The organism is Exiguobacterium artemiae 255-15 (assembly GCF_000019905.1).
GTDB lineage: Bacteria > Bacillota > Bacilli > Exiguobacteriales > Exiguobacteriaceae > Exiguobacterium_A > Exiguobacterium_A artemiae.
The window spans coordinates 2,739,880-2,762,294 of sequence record NC_010556.1; the positions used below are offsets into that span (position 1 = coordinate 2,739,880).

The window sequence follows — 22,415 nt, forward strand, 5'->3', positions numbered from 1 at the left end:
TATTTTTCTTTTCGTTATACTTAAACACGATAGAAAATAAAGGAGGATATGACCATGAAGATGCCCTTTCACCACATGATGAAAATAACGGCACTAATCTGTTTACTAGTAATCGGATTCGTTTTGCCGTCAAATTCAGTTGTTCATGCAGAAAGTAAATTACCATTGAACGGAACTACGAACGGAAAACTCACAGCACATCAAGAACTGGTTTACACACTTACCTTATCGAAATCCGGAAAATTGACACTCGATCTGAAATCATTCAGTGAAGAAGCAGACTTTCAATTGATTGATGATCAAGAAAACAAAATCATGGATTTGACCCTTCAAAGCGATGGGAAAACAGCGACACGGGAATTGAAGAATTATCATTTGGAACCACGCAAATACCGTCTATTCATTAAAGATGAATCCTATTCAGGTCGCACGGGAACCTTTTCTATTACAACGACTTTTAAAGAATCTAACGCAAGCGACATCGAACCGAACAATGGCACAAGTGAAGCTCAATTGCTGACGCTCGGAAAAAAAGCACGCGGTTTTATTTCCGAACAGGATGACCGTGATGTATATAAAATTAGCGTACCGAGCGCAGGAAGATTGACTTTAGATATTTCTTCCTATATCAAAGAAGGCGCAGATCTTACTTTACAGGATGCTTACAATGAAGAAATTTGGAATAACTACTTAAGAAGCACTGAGTTGACTCCCGGAAAAGAGAATCACTCCATCTATTTGGAAAAAGGAGATTACTATTTCTTCATTGATCGTGGCTATCATGACTATACCGGCATGTATGAAGTGAATGCGACTTTCAAAGCCGCAAATAACAACGAGAAAGAGCCGAATAACGGAAGCATCGAAGCTAAAAATCTCGCATTCTATAAAAAAGTAACAGGCTTACTCTCATGGAGTGACACGGATGACTACTACAAAATCACCGTTCCGAAAAAGAGCAACGTCACATTGGATTTTTCATCCTATGTTGATTTATATGCTACCGTTGAATTGCTAAACGCCAAGAACGAGAATCTATTTTATAAAGATGTCTGGGGAAAAATCAATTCACCCGGACGATTGATTCAGACCTGGTCTTTGAATAAAGGGACTTATTATCTCCATGTTCATAACGATCACTATAACGGCATCTATCAGTTCCAAGTTAAATCCAGTCACTTACTGCCGACGTTATCAGTTAAGCCGGTCAAAACAAGTTCAACGACCGTCAGCGGAACAACCGAAAAGAATGCTTCTGTGACTACTAAAATCGGTAAAAAGACATATAAAACCAAAGCCAATACAAAAGGACAGTTTAAAATTAAAATCAGCAAACAAAAAGCCGGCACGCTAATTAAAACGTATTCTACGAACCGATATGGAACAACATCCAAAACAACAAAAGTCACAAAGTAAAATTTTATCATTCTAAAAAACCGCACCAATCCCTTTTCGGAATGGTGCGGTTTTGTATTACCCTTTGATGCGGCTTGCAATATCGACGGTCCGTTTCGCCTGATGACGAACGGCCGGTTCGACTGACTCGACCATGTTTCCGTCCTGGTCGACAGTGACGGTCGTACCGTACGGGTTTCCGCCTGCTGCGAACAGAACCGGATCCGAATAGCCCGGAGCTGCGACAATCGCACCCCAGTGGAACATTGATGTATAGACGGCAAGGACGGTTGCTTCCTGTCCGCCGTGCGGATTTTGTGCAGACGACATCGCACTGACGACTTTATTGACGAGTTTTCCTTGTCCCCAAAGTCCGCCTGTTGTATCGAGGAACTGTTGGAATTGTCCCGGGACATGTCCGTAACGGGTCGGCACACTGAAGATGATCGCGTCCGCCCAGTCGAGCAGATCCGGCGTCGCTTCCTCGACGTCGCGTGTCGCATCGGTATGTTTTTGCCAGAGTGGATTCGAGGCAATTGCTTCTGCCGGTGCCGTCTCCTTGATTTTCGCAAGGCGGACTTCAGCGCCGGCCGCTTCTCCTGCTTCTTTCGCCCACGTGGCGAGTTGATGATTGGTTCCGGTCGAACTGTAATAGATGACAGCCAGTTTCACATTAGACATGACTTCGCTCCTTTTTTCAAAAACAGTGACAGACGATGGATGTACATGTCGTCTTTTCCCGATTTTTGGATAAAGTAACGCCTTTCCTTTGAATTCAAGATAATTTTATACTTCTTGTGTCACGAGCCATTTGAACCAGCGACCATGTCCGTCCGTCTCGGCAATCGTCTGTTCCGTCAACACACCGTCGATGTAGGCATCCAGATGCAGGTAACGGTCCTGGACATTGTTGTAGACGTGATAGAGATTGCGTGTCCGCCCGATTTCCCCGACGACCTGCAACAGTTCTTTTTTGACCGCAAGCGGCATCTGATTCGCGACATGCGTATGGAAAATACAAAGGATACTGTCGTCCGGTGTCTGTGCTGCATAGTGCGGCAATAAACGGACTCCGTCCCCTTCGACCAGCTTCAACGGTAATTCTTCAACATAACCGGCTGCCGCCTCGAACATCGCGAGCCGCTCCCGGTGTTCCGTCCAGATTAATGCTTTCAGCCATAACTGTTCGTCTGTATCATTCAAGTCGACGATATTCAGATCGAGTCCCGTCCGCATCGTAACCGGTGGCGGTGTCTGCGGGATGACCGGTGTGTCGTTCCCCTCGATGACCGATGTCAGCTGAAGACGTGATGCCGGATTCCCGACCGTCTCCCCGTTCCCGTATTCATAACCGTATTGATCAAACAGCAGCTGTAATCCGGCACTCGTCCCGATTTCAAGCAACGCAAGCGGTTGTTGTGTCTGCTCATGGATTTGGCTGAAGACCGGATACAGATAGGTGCAACGCCGGACTTCATTCGTTTGGACGAGACGTTGCGCAAGGAGCGGAATCAACTCGGCTTCATATGTCGTACAAAATGACTTAAAATCGGCAAACGCATCATGAAACGGCTTCGGCTGTTTCGACACGCTCGGATAATAAGCGGCAAGCGGATGATTGACGCCTTTTAACAACAGGTAATGAACTGCTCCGAACAGAAGGTTCGGCACCGGCTGACCGTCGCGGGCATGCTGGCATAGTCTAAGAATCCCTGGTTCCTTGGCAATTTCGAATGATAAGTATTCATATAACGGACTGGAGTTGTGGCACTCCCGTTCGGCAAACGTCTGAAAACGTTGTGCGAGTTCTGTTTCTGTCATGTCTAGTTCCCCCTTTGTACGATCTCTGTTGTATTCCCTAAATTATTCCAAAGACCTGTTTTCACCGGCAAAAAAACTCTTCCGCCTGAAATAGGGGAAGAGCTTGATTGATGATTAATCCGATTGTTTTTTCTTCAGAATATCCGTCACGACTTCATTCAGTTTCTGCTTGAAGACTGGTCCGAAGCTTTCCGCATACGAGTTCGTCATATGACTGACGTCACGATAGATGACGACGTTCCCGATTACGGGACGGAATTCGCCGTCGACACGGAAGTAACCCGTCAAGTCGAGTTTGTAGAGCGACTTATTCGTTTGTTCGAAGTTTTTCCAGTACGCTTCATCGCGTTGGTTAACTTCGGCGTTCATTTTCTTCGTTGTTTCTTTGATGCTCGACGTTTCAAGCGACTCAAGGACATTGAAGCTGTAACGCGGGTTGTCTCGGAGTGCGAGACCATCGATGCCGTACTCATCCTTGACGTACTGCATTTGATCAACCATCTGCTGGTGAATCTTATCTTTCGTCGCATCCGCCGCCGTGACGTGCGAGATGATCAGATCGACATCAGCATCCTTCAAATAGTCGAGGACGTTTTGATTCCAGATGCCTTTTAAGACATTATCGTCATAACCGGTCGAGAAACGTGTCCCGGAACGGGTGATGTTCAAGATACGGTATTTTTCACCTTTTGCGGCTTCATGAATCGCTCCGAACCATTGCTCCGAGTGCGAGCTGCCAACAAGGGCAATCGTCGCGATATAGTCTTTTGTCTCACCGTATTCGCCGACTTTGACGTCACTCTTACTCAGTACCTGGTTGGTACCGTCGACATGGACGAGCGGCAAGTCATCAAAGACGTTGGCATAGGACGGGAACGGATCGTGCTCCGGTGTGTCCGCCGGATTCTTGACCGCCATTGCGCCCGGGTAATCGCTTGCGCTGACGCCGTTCTTCAATTTCTGTTCTTCGAAATACTTCAGTCCGAAGAGTGACCCGATCAACAGAACATTGATGCTCATCATGATCCCGAGCTTCTTGAAAGCGGACCGGTCAACTTTCGCACTGCGGATTGGTTTTTCAATGAATTCCGTCATCAGGTATGACAACAGAATCGCTGACAGGATGATGGCCGTTCCCATGAGGAAGCCCGGTGTCTGCTGGACGTTGTAACGATAAAATTCGAGCAGAACCCAGTGCCAGAGATAAATTCCGAAGGCGATTCCTCCGAGTCTGACCATCGGCTTTGATCCAAGAAAACGTTTAATGCCGAACGTCGTGTCGCGTGTTCCGGACAGGACGATAAACAGCGCGCACGTCATCGGCCACAAGGCAATATAGCCCGGGAACATTTGCGAGACGTTAAAAAGAATACCGGTCAGGACCAGACCAATCAGTCCGAGCCAGCCCATCAAGGTTGCCATCCATTTCGGAATATGGATCGAAGACAGGTTAATGCAAAGCAGACTGCCCAAGGCAAACTCCCAAACACGCGTCATCGTGATGAAATACGCCCAGGGCTGATTGACTTCCGTTAAATAGATTGAATAACTTAACGACGTCACGAACAATACACCTAAAATCGTGTTAATCATCGGTTTTGCATTTTGAATCGTGTACTTCTTGACCATCCACAAGATGAATGAGAACAGGACGAACCAGATCATATAGAACTGCCCTTGAATCGACAGTGCCCAGAAGTGTTCGACCGGTGATTTCATTTGGCTTGCATCCAGATAATCCGTACTTGAGATGGCGAGTTGCCAGTTTTGATAAAAGAACATCGAGGCGACGACTTCACGAATCGTCTTTTCTAAAATCGATTGCGGCAGTAAAAACGAACTGAGAACGAGAACGACGGCTAAAATGAACAGGACCGACGGCAACAATCGTTTAATCAGTTTCGTGACATACTGCAAAAAGCGGAATTCACCCGTCCGGTTGATAGTCGAGATAATCGATGTCGTGATCAGGAATCCGGAGATGACGAAGAACACATCGACGCCACCTGAGACACGATTGAACCAGATATGATAGACCGCGACGAGCAAGGCGGCGACAACGCGCAACCCCTCGATTTCAGGCCGGAACTGACTTTTGGTGTTAATGAGTTTTTGAGGCGGTGCTTCTTTTTGATTCAGTTGATTCATTTTGTATTAGCTCCTATACTTTTTTTCTCATGCAGAAAAAATTGAATTGAAATTTTTCCCTTCATCGTTAAACACGCACCAATCCATCCTAAAGTAAAATACTCATAAAATCCACAACATTTAGAAAGTGAACTGCTCACCACTTATTTGCTTCGCAAATTGAAGTGGGAGTTTCTTGGGAAGACCGTACTTTTACGAGCTACGGTTATTGATCAAGCTCATCGGGTGGTTCCCACCCTCAAGGGGTTTCAGTCTGCTAACAGCAACAAGTTGATACTTGCGTTGATATCTCGATCATGATGCGCACCGCAAGTGCATGTCCACTCTCGCATATCCAACGTCTTCTTCTCGCCTTTCGTTCCACAAGAAGAACAGATTTGCGTTGAGGCGTACCATTGGTCCGCTTTAATCAGTGTTCGTCCGTAGAATATGCATTTATATGCCAACTGCCGAACGAACTCATACCAACTGACGTCTCCGATCGATTTGGCGATCGTATGGTTCTTCATCATGTTCTTCGACTTCAGTGTCTCGACGACGATGACTTGGTTATCGTCAACCATCCGTTTCGACAGCTTATGAAGAAAACCTTGACGTTGATTTACAATCTTTTCATGCTTCTTGGCGAGGATGATCCTCGCCTTGTCTCGATTCTTACTCCCCTTTTTTTTGCGGGACAAGGCACGTTGTGCTCTCTTAATCTTCTCTTCAGACTTTCGAAGGAAACGAGGATTTGCAACTTTCTCAGAAGTCCACTCGTCGTTTGTCATGATGGCGAAGTGTTCCAGACCAAGGTCAATTCCTACTTTATTCTTAGCGGGAACCCATTGCTCTTCGGATTGATCGACAAGAATGGAGATGAAGAATCTTGAGGTCTTCGTCATCGAGACCGTCGCGGACTTGATCACACCATCGAACGGACGATGTTGCTTCAACTTTACGAAACCGATTTTAGGAAGCTTCACCTTACGATCTTCGATTCGTATGCTACCCTTCAGATTATTTGTTGTGTAAGAGGCACGGGCGTTGTGCTTCGATTTGAACTTCGGAAATCCAACAGACGGATCTCGAAAAAAGTTGTTATACGCTTTGTTCAAATCCATCTGAGCGTTCGACAGAGACAGGCTGTCGACTTCTTTGAGGAAAGGGAATTCGGGCTTATACTTTGCGGGTGTCGGGAGCTTCTGTTTCGCATTAGGGTTCAGTTTCGAATCTTCATACAATCGGATCCGCTCTTCGAGCATCTTATTGTAGACGAAACGGACACAACCGAACGTCTTCACGAAATATTCTTGTTGGGGTTTCGTCGGATAGAGTCGAAACTTGTACGCCTTCAGCAACGCAATCACACCTTTCCTTTTGATTCGTTACACTGATTTTATCAAACAATCTCAGTCTTGAAAAACAGGGCGATTCATCTCCCACCTATGCTGGGCTTCGCGCTGAGACGCTTAGAGGCGGGAGAATTCTCGCTAAATTTAGTTAAATTTTACAATTTATTTTTTCCCATAACAAATACGACTCCTCCAGAGTGGAAGAGTCGTATTATATCCGGCTTATTTAACAATCAGCGTAAAGATTTTACTCTTGCGTAATTTGATTGATTCCGCATGAACCGTCACCCGTGTGCCGCGTTTTTGTTTCGGGAACGTCATCGTCTGTGTTTTACCGGTCGCGATTTTTGTATACCGCTTCTGGTTGATCGTCACGACAATCGTTTTTCCTTTTGTCGCTTTGACTTTCCAGGCTGTACTTGTCGGACTTAGTGTCGTCGTATAAGACTTCAGCGTCGGATTACCGGCTGCGACGACCCGTTGCTCGGATACCTGCAGTTGCATTCCTTTCCGCGCCACGAGCTTAACGATCTGACCGGCTTTTAACGGTTTCGTCGGGATGGCGAAGATCCGCGTTTTCTTCCGATCGATGTATGCCGTGTACTTACCGTCAATGTAGAGTTTTCCGTAAGAAGCATCCGCATCGAGTACACCGTCAATTGTCGTCTGTTCGTCATTTAACGGGTTGTTTAACGTACTGTACAACATCACGCTGTCTTTTAACGCCAGTGATTTCGAGACGTAACTGCCGGAACGGACAATCCGGTACTCGGCCAGTTGATCTGTATACGGAATCGTCACTTCCGTCTTCTTTGTTGCCGGAACGGCTGTGATTTTTTCCTTTCCATGATAGACGGTATACGTTCCGCCGTCATTTTTACTCTCCAACCGGTACGTAAAGGTTTTGAAATTCGTATTCGTCGACTGGGTCACACGCGGTGCTTCGTATCCGGCAATCGTCCGTTGTACCGTTTTTTTCTGATCGAACGTATTTTCAGCACCGATTTCAAACGAAATTGGCTGCCCGAGCAATCCGGTCGTGCCGAGTCCGATGGTCAGCATCCCCTTATCGTCCGATACTGCACTGTTGAGACGTGTTCCGTCCTTACGGAAAACATTGACCGGTACATCAGCCTGCCCAAGATCAAACCGGTACGTATAAACCCCTTCTTTGACTTCCTTCAGTTGATCGAGCGTCGCCGTCAAATAGCGTTTGTGTTGATAACGTGTCGTGTCTTTCAGTACGACACCTGTTTCCGCCGTATAAGCGACGGTATAGACCGTATTATAAATCCGCTTTTGGCTTGTCGGAATCCGGACACCGTTTTCCTGGTCTATGTCTCCCGTAAATGTAACATCTCGAAGCGCAAGCGGCTCCGTTGTTCCGTCAATTCGCATCAGTTGGACATCCGGCGTCAATACTGTCTTCTCAAGAAATGCCGTATCCGCTTTCGTCCGATCGTCAATCGCAACCGGTTGACGTAAATACTCTTTAAAGTCGAGCAGCGTTGTTTGACCGTTCACCCGGTAAACGGCACGTCCATCCGTCAGGACTTCCTGTGCCAGACCGTCGGAATAGTCGACCAGTGTCTTGAGTTGTCCCGTTTGCTTATCTAGATAATATAAGGAAGACGAACGGTTATCGTCTTTCGTCTCATCATCTTCTGTCAGCTGCAGGTACAAACCGTCTGCCGTCTCATAGGCGCCACGAACGAAGTGGTCGGTCCGTTTATTCGGCAAGCCATACGTCTGATTCGTTTCCACATTCCGAATCACCGCTGTTTTGCTGACATCAAGAATCCAGTCGCCAGTCAATGGAGAAAAGCTGTTGACTTCGACGGTCTGGACTTTTTCAAACGTCCCGTCTGTCTTCACATCGTACCAGTCGGCAATTCCATCACGGATGAGGGAGAAACGATTCGGACTGATCCACTGAACGGACGGAATGCGTCCATCCCTTAGTGTATCGCTGATGACGAATTCGTTTCCCTGCCGCTCTACCACATGAAACGCATCCGAGATTCCGCGCGCCACAAAGTGATTTTGATCAAGAACTCGTAAGTATTCCAGGTTGGCCGGAAGCTTCACTTCTTCCGATGTACCGGTTTTGGCGTTCATCAAATAGTATGGCTGGAAGCTTTCGTCAAAATAATCGTCCTGGAATAAGAACAATGTCTGATCCGCAGACTTTGCCCGCAAAAACGCATACGGTGACACATCGCTCGGGTACGGTATCGTTTGCTTCGTTTCCAAATCATAAAAACCGATGATTGTTTGATCATTCTTTTTTATGTCATACGGTGCCGCTTCAGTTAATGTCGTCAGCGTCAACCAGGTTCCGCAGACCAGTGCGACACTTCCTATCCAATGTTTCCAGTTCATGTATGTAGAACATCCTTTCAAAATCCAGTGATTAATTCTATTTTATTCCATTTTTTCTGTCTATTCAGATGTTTTTTAATATATCAGGTCAATGACAAACACATCCTAACCGATTCAAACGTTCGTTCTCATTTAGTTGAGGGTATAGACTATTTCACGACAATGACGAACGTTAGGAGAATATTATGATCGTATTTGGTTACGCCCTCTACTTATTGTTAGGCACGTTAAAATTCGTACTGTTCAGCTTTTATACCGATACGGCTTTTCCGACCTCCCTCTTTTTGATGAACCTTGGGGGCATGTTGTTGCTGTCGAGCTGGACCTTGTTGATTGAATGGCGCAAACGCCGCTGGATCTGGCTTGGTCTGCTGCTCGCCCACAGCCTGTTACTGATATCGGACATGTGGTATTACCGCTATTTTAACGATTTCCTATCAGTCTCGTTGATGTCGCAGATGTTGCAAATGGGCGATGTCAGCAGCGGCTTCGCCGCCCTGATCCTGCCGTCCGACTTCCTGTTGTTTGCGGACAGTTTGATTTTCTTAGGGATTCTCTTCTTTACACGTAAAAAGACGTTTGCCGTCACGAAAAGCAAACGGCAAAAGATGGCCGGTCTTACGTTCCTGACCGGTATCGTCCTGTTTGCTGCGCCAGTCACCTACAGCGTCGTCAAAGAAGACCAGCGGCTCAGCCGGTCCGTTTCCGATATGCGCGACTATTACCAGCTCGGTTTTTGGGGTTACCATGGAGTCGATCTGTTTCGGGGAATTCAAAGTGCAGTTGGTCCAACAGACGATTTGACGAACGCACAACAACAGCAAGTCGATAAAAATACGACTTCCGATACAGGTGGGGCCACGAAAAAACCGAATATCATTCTCGTCCAGCTCGAATCGTTCCAGGCTTCCGTCATCGATCAACAGATCAACGGTCAGACATTGACGCCGAACTTAAACAAATTGAAAAAAGAATCGCTGTATTTCCCGTCGTTTTATCACCAGACACACGAAGGACGGACTTCGGACGCCGAATTCATTACGAACACGTCGCTTTATCCGTTGAAATCCGGTTCCGTCTACACCCGGTTCCCGGATAACGAGTTTGACGCGCTGCCGGATCTGTTGCGTACGAACGGGTATGACACGGCTGCCATGCATGCCTATGAAAAAGGCTTTTGGAACCGCGATCAAGTCTATCAAAATATCGGCTTCAAACATTTTTTCAGCCAGGATGATTATCCGAAACAAAAGAAAATCGGTATGGCATTAAATGATAAACAATTTTTCCAAAAATCGATTGAACACATGGAAACGTTAAAAGAACCGTACTTTTCCTTCCTCGTCGCTTTGACGAGTCACACGCCATATGAAATTCCAAAGGACGAACAGCAACTGGATTTGTCGAGTTACAAGGATCCGATGCTGAAACGGTATTATCAAACGATCCGTTATGTCGACGGGGCCGTCGGACAGATGGTCAAGGAATTGAAGAAAAAAGACATGTGGGATGACACACTCGTCATCTTTTACGGTGACCATGACAGCGGTCTGACGAACAAAGACGGGGAGATGCAGCAAAAAGCGCGGATCAACAATGCCGTCGATGCCTTTGAACTCGATCGCCAAGTCCCGCTGTTCATCAAAAAACCGAATCAGGACACGGGTGAAACGATTCAAGAAAACGGCGGGCAAATCGATATTGCCCCGACGATCGTCGATTTACTCAATCTCGATGCCCCGTATATGGCAGGACACTCGTTACTCGATGACGAACCGAATCTGACCGCTTTCCGCGACGGTTCATTCCGCTATAAAAGTTACTATTACCAAGCGAAGCTGACCGGGAAAGCGGGCAACGGCACGTGTTATGACGTCTCGACAAAAGAAGCGGTCGCGCGCGACATGTGCCGACCGCAGACGAAACAGGTCCGAAACGATTTGCGTCTGTCGGACGCGATCATTGAAAAGAACGGGTTGAAGTAAAAAAGACGAAGCCGGACTTTAATCCGGTTTCGTCTTTTTTTGATTGTTGATGCATCTCGATTATGCCAATCACCTGTTACCTTCGAGATGCTCCTGCAACCACTGCTGCTCGTCGTCAAACAGGACATCCCATCTTTTCGTGATGATCCAGTAAAATAACTCCGGGATCGTCTTGTCCAATTGTCGATAACGATTCAAAAAACGGAATGCGGTCAGGATCTCGTTACTTTGAATCTGTCGCTTTCGCTTGAGCATCGTTTTCACTCGTTTAATGACCGGCTGAATGGCGGATGCATCTCCGTGTTTCACAATTCCGAGCAAGGCATACGCTTTGACGTCGACCGACCGATCCTCCAAACCTTTTATAAACAGTGGCAGGAACGAGTCGTCTCCGAGTTCACTTAGCGCATGGAGTACCGAGTGCCGGACATCACCTGTCGGATGATCGAGGAGCGGTAACAGATGCGGAATCACCCGATTCGTCCCGATGGTTGCCAACACAAAATTCGCACTCATGATCTCAAACGAATCGGTCGAGGTCGTAATAAATCGAATTAACGCCTCTTCTGCTAAAGCCCCCCGACAGGAGCCGAGTGCATCAATCGCCGAATTACGAACAGCCGAACGTGAATCCTCGATATACTTGATGATATCCGTCACATCGTCTACCCGTTCCTGTTTCTCCAGTTCATCAAGGATACTGGTAATCAGTGTTGGCTTCGTCTCTTGCGCCAGCCGTTCTAACAATAAATCAGCAACACGGACGTCACCTGTGTTCATCCCAATCGTCCCCAGCATAAAGTAGAAATGCTGTTTCATTTCTAGTCGCTTAGTCTGTTCAAGCAGGTCCATTAACACAGGAAGCATTTGAACATTCTGAAAGCGACGTGCTGTTTCATATGCCAAGTCAGACGGCGACCCTTCACTCGTGTAGTGACCAAGTTCTTCATCGTACACATATTCATCGATCGACATCTGTTCCGCTAATGCGATTAATTCATCCTTGTTCATCGGCAGATCCTTCAGTTTCGGGAAAAATTTTGTACCAGTATAGTGTCAGATCAATATGAGGATTAGACGACTGTTTCAGCGTATCCACGCCACCAAGGACAAATCCTTCTTTGACGTAAAAACGGCAGGCAATCAAGTTATCATTTTGCGCTTCAAGCGATAAGCCGATCAACGACTGTTCCTTCGCCCAGGTTTCAGCTGCTTCAAGCAGCAAGTGACCGACACCGCTTTTCCGGAACTCCTTTTTGACGGCGATGTTTTCAATATAGGTAAACCGGTTCCAGTCTTTAACGAGGCGGATCTGTCCAATGCACGCGTCTTCATAGAAGGCCAACAAGACGATTTTTTCATTGCTGTCGATATAAGCAGACCAATCCAGTTTGTCATCCGGAAAACGGATTTCAGAGGGAGTATCATATAACTCTTCTTCGTAGGACCAGACGCCGTTCGAAAAACTTGGGCGAATCTTTCCGATGATTGAAAATGGATCGTTTGCATCGTTAACAAACTTTATCGAGTATTTCTTTAAAGAATTAATTTTGATTTCATTATTTCTTCTCATAATTTTCACCTTCTCGTTTTAGAATGAAATTTCATTTTTAAGAATCTATGATTTCAAAAGATTGAGCACCATTAAAATATGTCATAATAATGATAAGATAAAAAAAGAATGGAGAGAATTGAAATGGCGAAAATACCAGCAAAACCAGTCTTAGACTTGTTGAAAAAAACAGCTCCTCCAACAGCAAAATTTCTCAAGGAGAATTGGGGAAGTGTAGCAGCACTTGCTCCTTCTGCCATACAAGAAATAAATAAACTACATACTAACAATAAAGAAAAAAATAAAATAAAAATGCATCATCGAAAAAACCAACATAATCGATATAAGAAAGAAATTCTGCCACGATTAAATATCATGAAGCGCAAAGAACTTATAAGCGCAAAACTTGAAATCGAGCAATATATTCAGCAAATTAATAATGAGAGTCAAAATGAATCTAAAGTAAAAAATGTTGTACACTCTAAAAGATCGAAAAATTGGAACGAAATTCTCATCCAAGTTATTGATAAGATGAAATCTAGAGACTATGAAGAATACTTATTAATTTTTAATAATCCTAGTTATAAAAGTATTTACTTTGAAGATTATGATTTCATTATTGATCATTTCAAGAACTTAATTTCTACATCAAATATTGAAGAGTTATCTAACTTCATTACAAGCCATACAGGAAAGAACAATAATGAAGTACAAAAAGATTTTTATTTTACTACTTTAAGTTAAATCTTAATCTCGAACACAGTAATTAATAGAGAACAAAAATAGGATTCTCGAACTTAACTCAAGCATTTGATTCGGGAATCCTTTTAAAAATCCAGCCTCAGAATTTCATACGGAAGACGACTCTCCAATGAATTTTCGTATAACGTTTCTGTGTAAGATCAAATACTGTCAATGAGACAGGGAGAACTTTCTAATAATCGGAAAAGATTCGTGGACTACGTTAAAGATAGCTATAAACTGATCTTTTAATAACTGAATCACGATTTCTTTAGTTTCTCCGTTTCAATCACACTACACTATGTAATCTTTAAAATAATACTTCACGTAAAAATATTAAAGATTTCTTATGAATTACAAAATTAATTCGAATGATCCTCACTCAAGTATGCTTTAACCATCGACAAACATTCTTCAATTGAATAATCTCCTTCAATTCTCAATATCGGACAAGATAATCCAGCCATCCACTTTTCGTGCAAAACTTTACTTCTAACTTCCACACCAGCATTGTCATATAGAGCAGCCCATTCCAAAAAGGCTTGTGATTGTTCATATTTGCTACCACCGGGTAATACTTTTTCCCCATACCGATTTATTTCCCGTTGCTGTAGTCTTTCAAGTCTTATTTTTGGTGGAACCCATAAGAAAATAACGAGATCAAAATAAGACTCTAAGCATTCTCCCCACTTTACAACTGCTCCAGATAAAACCCATTGTTTGGAACACGACAAGTCATTTTTCAGCATTTCTATTCTGTCAGGTATGGAACGTTGTTTAGTAAACTTAGATATCTAAAAATAATCATCTGTATCTAAAGAATTATGTGGAAGAACTTCTGCTAAAGCTTTGCCCAGTGTGGATGTTCCGGATCCCGAAGCACCCATTATATGAATCCTATTCTTCATTCTTCATCCCCCTTAAAGCGTTGCCGTTTATTAGATTTTAATTATATAGTTTTCCTGATTTACAATTGCATTTTCTGAAAAATATTTACTATTCTTTTTAAAGAATTCAAAAAATATTCTTTCATACTCAATAGAAATTATCATGCATAAGATAAACTGCGAAAGAAGTTTTGTACTAACAGAGTAAAAAAGAAGACCCTCTATAAGTTCAAAGAACTTACAAAGGGTCTCCCCGAAAGTTAATTATAAAATGGCGTTTCCTAATACAGTACAACTACAAACCTATACTAATCAGCGCCATTTTATAGCTAGATTACATCATTCCGCCCATTCCACCCATGCCGCCCATATCAGGCATTGCAGGTGCACCGGCTGGTTCCGGTTTGTCGGCGATGACGGCTTCTGTCGTCAGGAACATCGCTGATACAGACGCTGCGTTTTGAAGGGCTGAACGCGTGACTTTTGCCGGATCGACGATTCCTGTTTCGATCATGTCGACATACTCGTCCGTTGCCGCGTTGTAACCCATGCCTTGCGCTTCATGTTTGAGACGCTCGACGATGACTGAACCTTCTTGACCGGCGTTTTCCGCGATTTGACGGAGCGGTGCTTCGAGGGCACGAAGGACGATGTTGACACCTGTCGCTTCGTCGCCAGTTGTGACAGCCAAAATCGATTCAACGGCTTTCGTGACGTGAATGAAGGCTGTTCCCCCACCGGCAACGATTCCTTCTTCGACGGCTGCGCGTGTCGCGTTGAGCGCATCTTCAATTCGGAGCTTCCGTTCTTTCAGTTCCGTTTCCGTTGCCGCGCCGACTTTGACGACAGCTACGCCGCCTGCGAGTTTCGCAAGACGCTCTTGGAGTTTTTCACGATCGAAGTCACTTGTCGTTTCTTCGATTTGTGAACGGATGGCTCCGACACGCGCTGTGATTGAATCACTGTGTCCGTTTCCTTCGACGATTGTCGTATTGTCTTTTGAGACGACGACTTTCGACGCACGGCCGAGTTGTGTGATTTGTGTTTCTTTGAGATCAAGACCCAATTCTTCTGTGATCAGTTCTGCGCCGGTCACGATCGAGATGTCTTCGAGCATCGCTTTCCGACGGTCTCCGAAACCAGGTGCTTTAACCGCAACCGCGTTGAACGTTCCACGGAGTTTGTTGACGACGAGTGTCGCAAGTGCTTCGCCTTCGACATCTTCTGCGATGATCAAGAGCGGTTTGTTTTGTTGAACGACCTGCTCAAGTACCGGCAGGATTTCCTGAATGTTCGAAATCTTTTTGTCCGTGATCAGGATGTACGGGTTCTCAAGAACCGCTTCCATCTTATCGGAATCCGTAATCATGTACGGTGATGCGTATCCACGGTCGAACTGCATTCCTTCAACGACATCGAGTTCCGTCGTGAAGCCGCGTGATTCTTCGATTGTGATGACGCCGTCCTGACCGACACGTTCCATTGCTTCCGCGATCAATTGACCGACTTCTTCGTCAGCTGCTGAAATCGCCGCTACTTGCGCGATCGCTTCTTTGCCTTCGATTGGTTTTGCGATGGCGTGGAGTTCTTCGACTGCACGACGAACTGCTTTTTCGATCCCTTTACGGATGACCATCGGGTTTGCGCCCGCTGTGACGTTTTTAAGTCCTTCACGAATCATCGCTTGTGCGAGGACTGTCGCTGTTGTCGTACCATCCCCTGCGATTTCGTTCGTTTTTGATGCCACTTCTGCGACGAGCTTCGCGCCCATGTTTTCGAAGTGATCTTCGAGTTCGATTTCTTTTGCAATCGTCACACCGTCATTCGTGATGAGTGGTGAACCGAATTTCCGTTCGAGAACGACGTTACGTCCTTTTGGTCCGATCGTCACTTTGACTGCGTCCGCCAATGCGTCTACTCCGCGAAGCATCGCCCGGCGTGCTTCTTCACTGAATAAGATATCTTTTGCCATGACTGAAATCCCCCTTTGATTAGTTTGCTACTGCTAAAATATCGCTTTCGCGTAAGATTAAGTATTCGTTGCCATCGACTTTGACTTCTGACCCTGCGTATTGCGCATAGATGACGTGGTCCCCGACATTCACTTCAAGTGGTACACGGACACCTTGTTCCGTCACACGGCCTGTACCGACAGCGACGACTTTACCCTCTTGCGGCTTTTCTTTCGCTGACCCAGGAAGAACGATTCCTCCGAGTGTTGTTTCTTCTTTTTTAACGACTTCGATCACGATGCGATCACCAAGTGGTTTTAACATGCGAAACATCCTCCTTGAACATGACTGTTTTTTAGCACTCACTTAATTGGAGTGCTAACATATTTTTATCTTAAACGGTTTTCAGTTAGAATTCAAGCCCGAACCCTTATGCGTTTTCCCGAAATCGCCATCTTTGAACCATCACCATTCGTGCGCCCGGTCGGTTTGTTTGTTACAATCGGGACAGTACCTTCATTACAAAGGAGTTGTGTCCCGAACAATGAAAAATTCCGTCAATCTGCCGTTTAACATGGCTGAGAAGTGGCAAATACGTCACGTCATTCCGATCGTGATTTATTTAATCGTGCAACTTGTCCCAGGCTCGTTCAAATATTTCATACCAAAAGATCAAATTTCAGGTGTAGTCGGTTGGTGGCTCGCGATTGGTTTTACTGTCGCCGTGATCGTTTCCTTCTATTGTCTGCGTCCCGACTGGCAAAAGTGGAAAGCTGAAGGTAATCAGACCGATACGATGGATACGTTAAAGTGGATCGGGATCGGAATTGTCTTACTGTATGTCTCGCTGATCAGCGTCAATCTAGTGGATGCTTGGCTGTCCGGTGGTATCGAGAACATTGCGAGATCACAGAACACGGATGGAATCATAAAAGCCATCCAGGTCATTCCGATTCTTCAGGTCATGGTCGTCCTGCTTGGTCCGATCATGGAGGAGTTTTTATTCCGCCATATCATGTTCGGAAATTTGTCGACCAAACTGAACTTCATCTTCAGTTTCGTCCTCAGCGGTGTCATCTTCGGTTTGATTCACGGAGATAATAAATTTTTGATTTACGTCGCGATGAGCTTCGTTTTCTCGCTCGTCTTCGTCAAGACCCGCCGCATCATCGCACCGATCGCCATTCACGTTTTTAATAACGGCATCGTCGTGCTTGCCCTCTACGCAACGACTTAATCAACGAAAGGTAGTGTTTTCATGCGACAAGGTTCAAATTTCATGGCATTGTTTTATGCCATCTTCGGTATTCTGTTCATGTACCTCGCGTATAGCAACTCAATCGAGGCAGGAACCGTCTTTAACTTCTGGACGATCCTCTTGACGCTGTTCGCAGCCGTCGACTTTTACCGTCTGTACCTCATCTTCCGCTTCCGCATGGCAGCCAAGAAGATGATCAAAAAAGAACAGGAAAAGAAGGACGACAAGAAATAATGCAAAATGAGATCGCCGAGGAATCGGTGATCTCATTTTTTCTAATCCTATCAAACGATGTAACGATGCGACAAAAGGAAGGTATCGTGTGTTTCGCCCGACTTCTACGGGAAAAGGAAGCATCGCTTCCGTCAGGAACAGGCGAGACCCGGTCATCGAACAGATGACCGCGGCTTGCGTTCCGTCCGAGAAAAGCGGGCGTGACAAACACGATACAGCATCCGGCGAACAGCAAAAAAGACCAGATGACGATTCATCTGGTCTGCTGTCGTACCTATTATGCACTTTTCACTTTATCCTGCTTACCTTCCGTCGACATGAACTCGTCGAGCTGGTCGGAGTCAAGGACACCTTCCCATTTCGCGATGACGAGTGAAGCAAGCGTGTTTCCTGTTACGTTGACGACAGAACGCATCATATCCATAATCCGGTCAATCCCGGCGATGAAGGCAAGACCTTCTGGCGGAATTCCGACCGTTCCAAGTGTCGCGAGTAAAACAACGAACGAGACGCCCGGTACAGCAGCCATCCCTTTTGATGTCAACATCAAGACAAAGACAAGCGTCAACTGTGTCCCGATCGATAAATCAATGTTGTACATCTGAGCGATGAATAACGCAGCCATCGCTTGGTAAAGTGCTGATCCATCGAGGTTAAACGAGTAACCCGTCGGAACGACGAAACTGACGATTGACTTTGGAACACCCATTTTTTCGAGTTTTTCCATGACACGCGGTAACACCGTTTCCGACGATGCCGTCGAATACGTCAGAAGTAATTCATCTTTGAAGACACGGACGAAATCCGAGACACGGACCCCGACCCATTTCATGATCGATCCGAAGACGATGACCATGAACAGAAGCGCCGTGACATACAATGTTCCAATCAATTTAAAGAGCGATCCGAGTGATTCGATTCCGAACGTCGAGACGGTAACACCAATCAGGGCGAAGACACCGATTGGGGCGAACTTCATGACGATGTTAACCAGGTTGAACATCGCTGCTGCGACCCCTTCGAAGAAGCGGACGACCGGTAAGCCCTTTTCACCCGCGAATCCGACACCGAGTCCGAACAGAACGGAGAAGAAGATGATGGCCAGCATATCGCCACGCACCATCGCGTCCAAGATGTTCGTCGGTACGATGCTGACGATTTTCTCGACAAGACCTTGATCTTTCGTTGTTTCTTCCGTTGCGACGTACGTTGAGATGTCTGTCTTTTGGAGCGTCGCCATATTGATACCGGCTCCCGGCTCAACAAGGTTTGCTGCGAATAACCCGGTAAAGATCGCAATCATCGTGACGATCGTAAAGTAACCAAGCGTCTTTGCGCCAAGGCGTCCGAGACTTTTTGGACTTCCGACTGACGAGACACCGAGAACGATGGTTGTAAAGACAATTGGGACGACGATCATTTTCATCATCCGGATAAAAATATCACCGATTGGCTTCAGCCACTCCGCGACATGTGGATTCCCGTAAAAGATACCACCGACGGTAATCCCGAGAATCAATCCGATTAAAATCTGCCAAGCCAAACCAAGTGGCTTACGTTTCGTTACTGCCATAATTTTCCTCCTTAATTTCACACATTTAAAAACACATAAGAGCATTTTGTCCTAAATACAGACCGTTGTCAAACCGTTCTGTTATAGTACAATACAAACAAAGAGACAGCTTCCGTTTAAAAAACAGAAGCCGTCTCTTTACTATTTCGTTATTTTCAACGGTTTTGATTGACCATTTCCTGAATCAATTCCCGGTTTCGTTTTTTAAAGACTTCATTATGGGACGACACCATCGCGACTTTTGGTGCCTCCGGTTCAATATATTTCTTCGCCCGGTTGACGGCGTTTGCCGCATCCTGAAAAGCACCGGAGATGAGATGGACTTTTCCTTCGTGCGACAGGATATCCCCTGCCGCGTAGAGACCAGGTACACTCGATTCACTTGATGCTGTTCCAGCAATATAAAAATCATCAACCTGTTGTAAATCGAGATCACAGTTCGCCAGCAGCTCGGCATCCTGCTCATAACCGTGGTTGATGATGACTTCATCAATTTCAAGAGCCACCGTCTCGTTCGTCGTGCAATCGATCAGTTCGACCGAGGCAATCCGGTGGTGATCGTCGCTCGCAATCAGCTTATGGATCGTCGTGTTTAACAGACAAACGGCGGAGCTGTTGACAAGCTGTTCGACCTGGGCTTCATGCCCTGTGAAGCAGTCTTTCCGGTACGTGACGTAAACTTTTTTCGCGACAGGTTCCAGTTCATTCGCCCAGTCGATGGCCGAGTTCCCGCCGCCGGAAATGATGACCGTCTTATCCTTAAAGCGTTCAATCGATTTGACGGTGTAGTTCAAGTTCGACACTTCATACCGTTCAGCGCCCTCGATTTTCAGCTTCTGCGGATTGAGGATTCCGCCGCCAACGGCAACGATGACTGTTTTCGAATAGTGAATCATCCCAGATTCTGCTTCGAGCACGAAGTTGCCAAAAACATCCTTCGTGATGGAAATGATTTTTTCGTTTAAATGAACGGTCGGATTGAACGTCAATCCTTGTTCGACCAGCTGTTCCATCAGCTTTGCACCGGTAATGGGCGGCTGACCCCCAACGTCCCAAATCATCTTCTCCGGATAGACGTGAATCTTTCCACCCAGTTCTGCCTGATATTCGATCAATTTCGTCTTCATTCCGCGTAGCCCACTATAGAAAGTAGAGTATAACCCGGCCGGGCCTCCACCAATTACCGTTACATCGAACAATTCCTGCTGTTCCATCTCGCTCACTCCCTCACGATTCGATACGACTGATTATCATTCTCATTCCCAATGATAACGTGAACATGTCTTGAAGACAAGAAAAAATGTTGACAGCGTTTTTATGGAACTGGTATGGTTAGTTTGACGATAGTGATAATCATTATCAATGAAAACAGTTTTAAACGAAAAGGAGTCTGTGCATATGGTACGTCTAGCAACAGAAGAAATCAGCATCGGTTACGGAGATCGTACCATCGTCAAAGACTTGACGGTTCAGATTCCCGATCGGCAAATCACGACGATCATCGGGGCGAACGGTTGCGGAAAATCAACGTTACTGAAGGCGATGACCCGGATCATCCCCCATCAATCGGGGCGTGCGTTACTCGATGGTCTCGATATCGCGAAGGAAAGTACAAAACTGCTTGCCCGGAAAATGGCTATCCTGCCACAGACACCGGAAAGCGCAAGTGGTCTGACGGTCGCAGAGCTTGTCTCATACGGTCGCTTTCCCTATCAGAAAGGATTCGGACGTCTGACGAAACATGATTACGAAATCATCGACTGGGCACTCGAAGCAACCGACACGATGGCATTCAAACATCGTCCGGTCGACGCTTTATCCGGCGGTCAACGGCAACGGGTCTGGATCGCGATGGCCCTCGCCCAGGAAACGGACATCATTTTTCTCGACGAACCGACCACCTATCTTGATCTCGCCCACCAGCTCGAAGTCCTCGAGCTGCTCGAACAGCTTAACCGGACGCAAGGCCGGACTATCGTGATGGTGTTACACGATTTGAATCAAGCGGCGCGTTTCGCTGACTACATCATCGCCATGAAAGACGGTGAAGTCGTTAAAGCCGGAACGTGTGAGGAAGTCATCTCAAAAGACGTCCTGAAAGATGTATTCCATATCGATGCCGAAATCGGTCGTGATCCGCGCACGAACAAACCGATGTGCGTCACCTACAACTTAATTAAGGGAGATTGAAGTCATGAAAAAACTGTTATTACCGGTTCTTTTATTGTTAACGCTTGTCATTGCCGCCTGCGGCAACACGGATAAAAAGGAAGACACCTCGTCGGCCGATACCAAAAAAGAAACGATTACCTATAAATCCGAAACGGGAGACGTCGAAGTACCGGCGAATCCGAAACGTGTTGTCGTCCTCGCCGGTTTTGCCGGAAATGTCATGGCGCTTGACGTCCCGCTCGTCGGCGTCGACTCATGGTCTAAATCAAATCCGAAGTTTGATTTGAAAAACGTCAAAGAAGTCTCCGAAGAGAACGTTGAGAAAGTCATCGAACTCGAGCCGGATCTCATCATCGGCTACAACACGACGAAAAACATCGATAAATTCAAAAAAATCGCACCGACCGTCACATACACATACGGAAAAGTCGACTACTTGACGCAACACATCGAAATCGGAAAATTGCTCAACAAAGAGCAGGAAGCACGCGACTGGGTCAAAGACTTTAAAACACGCGCTGCGGATGCCGGAAAAGAAATTAAAGCCAAGATCGGGGAAGACAAAACCGTTTCCGTCATCGAAAGCTTCGACAAACAACTCTACGTCTTCGGCGACAACTGGGGCCGCGGCACAGAAATTCTCTACCAAGAGATGAAGCTGAAAATGCCGAAAAAAGTCACCGAGATGGCATTAAAAGACGGCTACTACGCGTTATCACCTGAAGTCTTACCGGAGTATGCAGGCGACTACCTGATCTTCAGCAAAACAGCGGAAGCCGATAATTCATTCACAGAAACAGACACGTATAAAAACATCCCTGCCGTCAAAAACAACCATGTCTTTGAAGTTGATTCAAAAGAATTCTACTTCAACGATCCACTCACGTTGGAACGTCAACTGGAGTTCTTCAAGAAAAGTTTTCTTGGCGCATAACGTATACTAAAGGAGGGAGCCTCATCGCTCCCTCCTTTTTTGGATTC

General features: G+C 45.9%; 18 protein-coding genes and 1 pseudogene. 7 read left to right on the top strand and 12 right to left on the bottom strand.

Annotation, left to right across the window (positions count from 1 at the left end; translation table 11 throughout):
- The first annotated feature begins 54 nt into the window (after window positions 1-54).
- The gene (locus tag EXIG_RS13985; protein WP_012371620.1) at window positions 55-1,416 is read left to right on the top strand and encodes an Ig-like domain-containing protein; all 1,362 of its coding nucleotides are present in this window, start codon (window positions 55-57) and stop codon (window positions 1,414-1,416) included.
- Between the two features lie 57 nt (window positions 1,417-1,473).
- Here the strand turns inward: EXIG_RS13985 and wrbA are convergent, their stop codons facing one another.
- The 5 genes from wrbA to EXIG_RS14010 form a co-directional block, all read right to left on the bottom strand.
- Window positions 1,474-2,076: an NAD(P)H:quinone oxidoreductase gene (gene wrbA, locus EXIG_RS13990; protein ID WP_012371621.1), complete on the bottom strand. Its 603-nt coding sequence runs from the start codon at window positions 2,074-2,076 to the stop codon at window positions 1,474-1,476.
- 105 nt (window positions 2,077-2,181) lie between these two features.
- Window positions 2,182-3,216: a DUF2332 domain-containing protein gene (locus EXIG_RS13995; protein ID WP_012371622.1), complete on the bottom strand. Its 1,035-nt coding sequence runs from the start codon at window positions 3,214-3,216 to the stop codon at window positions 2,182-2,184.
- Window positions 3,217-3,330: 114 nt separating this feature from the next.
- Complete coding sequence (locus tag EXIG_RS14000) at window positions 3,331-5,364, bottom strand: acyltransferase family protein (protein ID WP_012371623.1); 2,034 nt, start codon at window positions 5,362-5,364, stop codon at window positions 3,331-3,333.
- A 248-nt stretch (window positions 5,365-5,612) separates the two neighbouring features.
- Window positions 5,613-6,704, bottom strand: coding sequence for an IS200/IS605 family element RNA-guided endonuclease TnpB (gene tnpB / locus EXIG_RS14005; RefSeq protein WP_041262052.1), 1,092 nt, complete (start codon window positions 6,702-6,704; stop codon window positions 5,613-5,615).
- 216 nt (window positions 6,705-6,920) lie between these two features.
- Window positions 6,921-9,080, bottom strand: a complete 2,160-nt coding sequence (locus EXIG_RS14010; protein ID WP_012371625.1) for a hypothetical protein — start codon at window positions 9,078-9,080, stop codon at window positions 6,921-6,923.
- Between the two features lie 185 nt (window positions 9,081-9,265).
- On the opposite strand from EXIG_RS14010, the gene EXIG_RS14015 reads away from it, so the two are divergent.
- Entirely contained in the window at window positions 9,266-11,065 is a 1,800-nt protein-coding gene (locus tag EXIG_RS14015) for an LTA synthase family protein (RefSeq protein ID WP_012371626.1), read from the top strand.
- A gap of 69 nt (window positions 11,066-11,134) precedes the next feature.
- Here EXIG_RS14015 and EXIG_RS14020 read toward each other — a convergent pair whose 3' ends face one another.
- Both EXIG_RS14020 and EXIG_RS14025 read right to left on the bottom strand, forming a co-directional pair.
- On the bottom strand, window positions 11,135-12,076 hold the full coding sequence (locus EXIG_RS14020) for a HEAT repeat domain-containing protein (protein ID WP_012371627.1): 942 nt from the start codon (window positions 12,074-12,076) through the stop codon (window positions 11,135-11,137).
- Window positions 12,063-12,638: a GNAT family N-acetyltransferase gene (locus EXIG_RS14025; RefSeq protein WP_012371628.1), complete on the bottom strand. Its 576-nt coding sequence runs from the start codon at window positions 12,636-12,638 to the stop codon at window positions 12,063-12,065. The genes EXIG_RS14020 and EXIG_RS14025 overlap by 14 nt, the downstream gene beginning before the upstream one ends.
- 123 nt (window positions 12,639-12,761) lie before the next feature.
- On the opposite strand from EXIG_RS14025, the gene EXIG_RS14030 reads away from it, so the two are divergent.
- Entirely contained in the window at window positions 12,762-13,361 is a 600-nt protein-coding gene (locus EXIG_RS14030) for a hypothetical protein (RefSeq protein WP_012371629.1), read from the top strand.
- 359 nt (window positions 13,362-13,720) lie between these two features.
- On the opposite strand, the pseudogene EXIG_RS14035 reads toward EXIG_RS14030, so the two are convergent.
- The 3 genes and pseudogenes from EXIG_RS14035 to groES form a co-directional block, all read right to left on the bottom strand.
- A pseudogene (locus tag EXIG_RS14035) lies at window positions 13,721-14,266 on the bottom strand (ATP-binding protein).
- A gap of 313 nt (window positions 14,267-14,579) precedes the next feature.
- Window positions 14,580-16,217 carry a chaperonin GroEL gene (gene groL, locus EXIG_RS14040; protein ID WP_012371630.1) on the bottom strand — a complete coding sequence of 546 codons (1,638 nt, stop codon included), beginning with the start codon at window positions 16,215-16,217 and terminating at the stop codon, window positions 14,580-14,582.
- Window positions 16,218-16,236: 19 nt separating this feature from the next.
- A complete protein-coding gene (gene groES / locus EXIG_RS14045; protein ID WP_012371631.1) occupies window positions 16,237-16,521 on the bottom strand; it encodes a co-chaperone GroES in 285 nt (94 codons plus the stop codon).
- 220 nt (window positions 16,522-16,741) lie between these two features.
- Between groES and EXIG_RS14050 the strand changes: the two genes are divergently transcribed.
- Entirely contained in the window at window positions 16,742-17,434 is a 693-nt protein-coding gene (locus EXIG_RS14050; RefSeq protein WP_012371632.1) for a CPBP family intramembrane glutamic endopeptidase, read from the top strand.
- A gap of 21 nt (window positions 17,435-17,455) precedes the next feature.
- Window positions 17,456-17,689, top strand: coding sequence for a DUF4305 domain-containing protein (locus EXIG_RS14055; RefSeq protein WP_012371633.1), 234 nt, complete (start codon window positions 17,456-17,458; stop codon window positions 17,687-17,689).
- A gap of 277 nt (window positions 17,690-17,966) precedes the next feature.
- Here EXIG_RS14055 and EXIG_RS14060 read toward each other — a convergent pair whose 3' ends face one another.
- Both EXIG_RS14060 and EXIG_RS14065 read right to left on the bottom strand, forming a co-directional pair.
- Window positions 17,967-19,262 (bottom strand): cation:dicarboxylate symporter family transporter, encoded by a 1,296-nt coding sequence (locus tag EXIG_RS14060; protein ID WP_012371634.1) that lies wholly within the window; start codon window positions 19,260-19,262, stop codon window positions 17,967-17,969.
- Window positions 19,263-19,417: 155 nt separating this feature from the next.
- Complete coding sequence (locus EXIG_RS14065; protein ID WP_012371635.1) at window positions 19,418-20,476, bottom strand: NAD(P)/FAD-dependent oxidoreductase; 1,059 nt, start codon at window positions 20,474-20,476, stop codon at window positions 19,418-19,420.
- A gap of 184 nt (window positions 20,477-20,660) precedes the next feature.
- Here EXIG_RS14065 and EXIG_RS14070 point away from each other — a divergent pair, with 184 nt between their 5' ends.
- Both EXIG_RS14070 and EXIG_RS14075 read left to right on the top strand, forming a co-directional pair.
- Window positions 20,661-21,452, top strand: a complete 792-nt coding sequence (locus EXIG_RS14070; RefSeq protein ID WP_012371636.1) for an ABC transporter ATP-binding protein — start codon at window positions 20,661-20,663, stop codon at window positions 21,450-21,452.
- 4 nt (window positions 21,453-21,456) lie between these two features.
- Complete coding sequence (locus tag EXIG_RS14075; protein WP_012371637.1) at window positions 21,457-22,368, top strand: iron-hydroxamate ABC transporter substrate-binding protein; 912 nt, start codon at window positions 21,457-21,459, stop codon at window positions 22,366-22,368.
- The last annotated feature ends 47 nt before the right edge of the window (window positions 22,369-22,415 follow it).

Excerpts from the sequence above, each read along its gene's own strand:
- EXIG_RS13985 (WP_012371620.1), top strand. The coding sequence starts at position 55 with ATGAAGATGCCCTTTCACCACATGATGAAAATAACGGCACTAATCTGT.
- wrbA (WP_012371621.1), bottom strand. The coding sequence starts at position 2,076 with ATGTCTAATGTGAAACTGGCTGTCATCTATTACAGTTCGACCGGAACC.
- EXIG_RS13995 (WP_012371622.1), bottom strand. The coding sequence starts at position 3,216 with ATGACAGAAACAGAACTCGCACAACGTTTTCAGACGTTTGCCGAACGG.
- EXIG_RS14000 (WP_012371623.1), bottom strand. The coding sequence starts at position 5,364 with ATGAATCAACTGAATCAAAAAGAAGCACCGCCTCAAAAACTCATTAAC.
- EXIG_RS14010 (WP_012371625.1), bottom strand. The coding sequence starts at position 9,080 with ATGAACTGGAAACATTGGATAGGAAGTGTCGCACTGGTCTGCGGAACC.
- EXIG_RS14015 (WP_012371626.1), top strand. The coding sequence starts at position 9,266 with ATGATCGTATTTGGTTACGCCCTCTACTTATTGTTAGGCACGTTAAAA.
- EXIG_RS14020 (WP_012371627.1), bottom strand. The coding sequence starts at position 12,076 with ATGAACAAGGATGAATTAATCGCATTAGCGGAACAGATGTCGATCGAT.
- EXIG_RS14025 (WP_012371628.1), bottom strand. The coding sequence starts at position 12,638 with ATGAGAAGAAATAATGAAATCAAAATTAATTCTTTAAAGAAATACTCG.
- EXIG_RS14030 (WP_012371629.1), top strand. The coding sequence starts at position 12,762 with ATGGCGAAAATACCAGCAAAACCAGTCTTAGACTTGTTGAAAAAAACA.
- groL (WP_012371630.1), bottom strand. The coding sequence starts at position 16,217 with ATGGCAAAAGATATCTTATTCAGTGAAGAAGCACGCCGGGCGATGCTT.
- groES (WP_012371631.1), bottom strand. The coding sequence starts at position 16,521 with ATGTTAAAACCACTTGGTGATCGCATCGTGATCGAAGTCGTTAAAAAA.
- EXIG_RS14050 (WP_012371632.1), top strand. The coding sequence starts at position 16,742 with ATGAAAAATTCCGTCAATCTGCCGTTTAACATGGCTGAGAAGTGGCAA.
- EXIG_RS14055 (WP_012371633.1), top strand. The coding sequence starts at position 17,456 with ATGCGACAAGGTTCAAATTTCATGGCATTGTTTTATGCCATCTTCGGT.
- EXIG_RS14060 (WP_012371634.1), bottom strand. The coding sequence starts at position 19,262 with ATGGCAGTAACGAAACGTAAGCCACTTGGTTTGGCTTGGCAGATTTTA.
- EXIG_RS14065 (WP_012371635.1), bottom strand. The coding sequence starts at position 20,476 with ATGGAACAGCAGGAATTGTTCGATGTAACGGTAATTGGTGGAGGCCCG.
- EXIG_RS14070 (WP_012371636.1), top strand. The coding sequence starts at position 20,661 with ATGGTACGTCTAGCAACAGAAGAAATCAGCATCGGTTACGGAGATCGT.
- EXIG_RS14075 (WP_012371637.1), top strand. The coding sequence starts at position 21,457 with ATGAAAAAACTGTTATTACCGGTTCTTTTATTGTTAACGCTTGTCATT.